At 61.3% G+C, this 4189-nt stretch carries 4 protein-coding genes and 1 pseudogene; 3 read left to right on the forward strand and 2 right to left on the reverse strand.

All coding sequences use genetic code 11. From position 1 onward, the window contains the following. The coding region (locus A2I95_RS26820) for a CaiB/BaiF CoA-transferase family protein (RefSeq protein ID WP_291734817.1) at positions 1-914 on the forward strand (914 nt) is incomplete at its 5' end. Between the two features lie 2 nt (positions 915-916). On the opposite strand, the gene A2I95_RS26825 is transcribed toward A2I95_RS26820, so the two are convergent. Both A2I95_RS26825 and hemE read right to left on the reverse strand, forming a co-directional pair. Beyond that, positions 917-1084 (reverse strand): hypothetical protein, encoded by a 168-nt coding sequence (locus A2I95_RS26825; protein WP_027256498.1) that lies wholly within the window; start codon positions 1082-1084, stop codon positions 917-919. 85 nt (positions 1085-1169) lie between these two features. Beyond that, positions 1170-2204, reverse strand: coding sequence for a uroporphyrinogen decarboxylase (gene hemE / locus A2I95_RS26830; protein ID WP_027256499.1), 1035 nt, complete (start codon positions 2202-2204; stop codon positions 1170-1172). A 197-nt stretch (positions 2205-2401) separates the two neighbouring features. Between hemE and hemC the strand changes: the two genes are divergently transcribed. Together hemC and A2I95_RS26840 are read left to right on the forward strand one after the other, a co-directional pair. After that, a complete protein-coding gene (gene hemC, locus A2I95_RS26835; protein WP_291734820.1) occupies positions 2402-3361 on the forward strand; it encodes a hydroxymethylbilane synthase in 960 nt (319 codons plus the stop codon). Between the two features lie 456 nt (positions 3362-3817). Next, a pseudogene (locus tag A2I95_RS26840) lies at positions 3818-4079 on the forward strand (transposase); the annotation flags it as partial. Between the last annotated feature and the right edge of the window lie 110 nt (positions 4080-4189).

The raw sequence follows: 4189 nt of genomic DNA on the forward strand, positions 1-4189 counted from the left end.
CCCTGGACCTGAAAGATCCTGCAGATGTGGAAATCTTTCTGGCCCTCACCGCCACTGCAGACGGGCTGATCGAGGGTTTCCGCCCCGGCGTGATGGAACGGCTGGGGCTTGGACCTGAAGCCTGCCATGCGGCGAACCCCGCTCTGGTCTATGGCCGCATGACCGGCTGGGGACAGAACAGCCCGCTGGCCCAGACGGCGGGGCATGATCTGAATTACATCTCCCTGTCCGGTGCGCTTTGGTACACCTCTGCTCCCGGCGATGCACCGCTGACGCCGGCAACTTTGGTGGGTGATATCGGCGGCGGGGCGATGTATCTGGTCGCCGGGATGCTGGCAGGTATCATGCGGGTCAAATCCACCGGCGAAGGCTGCGTCGTCGATGCCGCGATCTATGACGGTTCGGCCCATATGATGAACCTGCTAATGAGCATCCGCCAAACCGGGAACTTCGGCGTGAAGCGCGGGGCAAACCTTCTCGACGGGCCGCATTGGAGCCGCACCTATGCCTGCGCCTGCGGCGGCTACGTCTCGGTGCAATGCCTGGAGCCGAAATTCTATGCGCTGTTTTTGGACAAGCTGGGGCTGGCAGAAGACGCAGACCTCCAGCAGCAGTTCGAGAAATCCCTTTGGCCCGCTCTCACCGGCCGCCTTGCGGGGATCTTTGCCAGCCAGCCGCGCGATCACTGGGCCGAGCTGTTTGGCGGCTCGGATGCCTGCGTCGCGCCGGTATTGAACCCGGAAGAGGCGCTGGCACATCCTATGAACGCTCGCGGGACCTGGGCAGAGGTGCAAGGCGCTCTCCAAGCAGCCCCTGCCCCGCGGTTCTCAAATCAACCGGAATGGGTGCCGCCTGTCATCCCTGAACGCGGCCAGCACACAGAAGAACTCTTGGAAGAACTGGGCCTGAAGTAGGCTCAGTCTTCTTTCTTGGCCTTATCCGCAGCAGCCTTCATCCGCTTAAGCAGTTCGCTCTTGTCTGCCTGCTGGCCAAAGGGGTTTTTCTTGGTGCCCTTGGCATTATGTTCGGCGTGACGTGGTTTGTTCTTGCCCATTTTGGGTGCTCCAGATTTACCGTAATCCACCGTTTTGTCCTCGTTCGCGGCACATATTGCTGCGCTAGTGCACGAAAGTTCCGCCTGGCACAAGGCCGGTAGGCGCCTGACAGAGTCAGCAGCCCCGGACAGTATCAATCATCAGCTGCACATTCGCCGGGTCTGCATCCGGTGTGATGCCATGGCCCAGGTTAAAGATATGCGGACCGTCCTTAAAGGCCTCGACGATGCGGCGGGTCTCATCCACCAGGTCCTGCCCGCCGGTCACCATGTGGCGCGAAGCCAGGTTGCCCTGCACGCAGCCATCCACCTGGATATTGGCGGCCGCCCAGCTTGGATCGACCGAGTTGTCCAGCGCCACGCAGTCCACACCGGTGGCCTTGGCAAAGCCGACGTATTTCCCGCCCGCCTCGCGCGGGAAGCCGATGACGGGGGTCTCCGGGTGGCGTTCCTTCAGCGCCGCGGTGATCTGACGGCAGGGTTCCAGCGCATACTTCTGGAACGCTTCCCCCTTCAGCGAACCGGCCCAGCTGTCAAAGATCTTGACCACTTCGGCGCCCGCCTCGATCTGCTTGGACAGGTAATCAATGGTCGCCTCGGTGATCCGTGCCAGCAGTGCCTCGAACAGCGCGGTGTTTTCCTCGCGCAGCGCGTGGGCAGGCCCCTGATCCGGGGTGCCGCGGCCCGCAATCATATAGGTGGCGACAGTCCACGGCGCGCCGGCAAAGCCGATCAGCGCGGTTTCCGCCGGCAGTTCGCGCGACAAGATGCGGACGGTTTCATAAATCGGGTTCAGCGTTTCGTGGATATCAGACACGGGGCCCAGTTTGGCAAAATCGTCTTCCGTGGTGATGGTCGACAGCCGCGGGCCCTCGCCGGTCACAAACCAGAGATCCGCGCCCAGCGCCTGCGGGATCAGCAGGATGTCGGCAAACAGGATTGCCGCGTCAAAGCCATAGCGGCGAATCGGCTGCAGTGTGACTTCGGCGGCCAGTTCGGGATTGTAGCAAAGCGACAGGAAATCCCCGGCCTCGGCCCGCGTCGCGCGGTATTCAGGCAGATAGCGGCCCGCCTGGCGCATCATCCAGATCGGCGGCACATCCTGTTTCTCACCCGCCAATGCGCGCAGCAGCTTCTTTTGTCCACCCATGGTCATCCTCGCTATCAATCGCCCGTATAGATCGCTCTCTGAGGTCACGCCTGCAGGGCGGAATGTCAAGAGCAGGGGCGATCTGCTGCGCACTGCCCCCGCGCACCTTGTCCTATATCAAAGCCGCCTCCCCAGGCATGTGAGAGACGCAAAAACTGGTTTCCTCCGGAGCGCAAACTGATTTAAGGCTTTTTCTTATGACACTGACCCTGCCCTCCCCCGCTTCGCCCCTGAAAATCGGCACCCGCGGATCGCCGCTGGCGCTGGCCCAGGCCTATGAGACCCGCAGCCGCCTGGCCGCCGCATTCGATCTGCCGCAAGAGGCTTTCGAAGTTGTGGTGATCAAGACCACAGGCGACAATCAGGCGCTGATCGCAGCGGACAAGCCGCTGAAGGAACTGGGCGGCAAGGGGCTGTTCACCAAGGAAATCGAAGAGGACCTGCTGTCGGGCGCCATCGACATTGCGGTGCATTCGATGAAGGACATGCCGGTTGCGCAGCCGGAGGGGCTGGCGCTCGACACCTATCTGCCGCGCGAGGATGTGCGGGATGCGTTCATTTCCCCGTCTCTGAAGTCGCTGCATGACCTGGCCCAGGGCGCGGTGGTCGGCACCTCCTCCCTGCGCCGCCGGGCGCAGCTGCTGAACCGCCGCCCCGATCTGAACGCGGTAGAATTCCGCGGCAACGTTCAGACCCGTCTGCGCAAACTGTCGGAGGGCGTGGCGGAATGCACTTTCCTGGCGATGGCCGGTCTCAACCGGCTGGCAATGGCCGATGTGCCCGCCACGCCGATCGAGACACACGACATGCTGCCCGCAGTGGCCCAAGGTGCCATCGGCATCGAACGCCGTGCAGATGACAGCCGCGCAGCCGAGATGCTGTCCGCAATTCATGACCATGAAACCGGCCAGCGCCTGGCAGCCGAACGCGCCTTTCTGGCGGCGCTTGACGGCTCCTGCGAGACTCCGATTGCGGGCCTTGCCGAACTCGACGGCCCCACCCTGCGCCTGCGCGGCGAAGTGCTGCGCCCGGATGGTTCAGAAGCGATCGACGATGATCAGACCTGTCCGGTGGAAGACGGTGCGGAATTGGGTCGGGAAATGGCGGCAAAGCTACTGGAGAAAGCCGGTAAGGGGTTCTTTGACTGGAAGGCCTGAAGCGACGCTCTGCCTCGCGCTCCGGGATTATGGGTTTGTCCTTGCCCCAGTTTTCCAAGGCATGGAAACCGGGGCGGTCGCTACCTTGGTTGGCCAACCAGGGTAGAGGTGGCGGGCGGGCGTTCGTTCCGGAGATCTGCACAGTCTGCAGCCGGTCGTCAAATATCTTGCCACCTGCCACACCATACATCCGGCCATCCGAACGGTAGAAGGGTCTTCGCGACCGAACATAATCTACCGTGTTGCTTCGGTCGCCATCTGGTCGCAACGATAGCATGGGCAATGAGCGTACAGACCTCAAATATCGGAACGCTCTTTGCCCATGCGATTTCAACAGAGCAGCCGTCCCTCGCTTGCGCGGCGAATTCGGTCAGAGAGCCGATTTTGTTGAAAAGTCTTCCTTGATCGTGGGTTAAACTGCTGATTCAATTCCAGTATCGGATGAGGGATCTGGCGATGATGGGGCCAAAGCAGGAAGCGCAGGCGGCTTTGTTTTATGAGTTCTCCCTGGAAGATCATGTCCCACACGATCACCTGCTGCGTTCGATTGATCGGTTCGTTGATCTGAGCAGCGTGCGGGCTCATCTTGCGGATTTTTTACATCCACACAGGCCGCTCGTCGATTGATCCTGAGCTGCTGATCCGCATACTGTTGGTGGGGTATTGTTTCGGCATCCAGTCCGAGCAACAGCTTTGCGAGGAGGTGCATCTGAACGTAACCGGCGTCTGCGCCCCGCGTTGCAGCGCCTATCCCGTGCTGCGAGATCTTGCACATCTCATGATGGGGAGTGCGTTTCGCAATGTGCGCTGCAAATTCGTTTCTCAAAT

The sequence above is a fragment of the Leisingera sp. F5 genome (assembly GCF_001593695.1).

Excerpts from the sequence above, each read along its gene's own strand:
- hemC (WP_291734820.1), top strand. The coding sequence starts at position 2,402 with ATGACACTGACCCTGCCCTCCCCCGCTTCGCCCCTGAAAATCGGCACC.
- hemE (WP_027256499.1), bottom strand. The coding sequence starts at position 2,204 with ATGGGTGGACAAAAGAAGCTGCTGCGCGCATTGGCGGGTGAGAAACAG.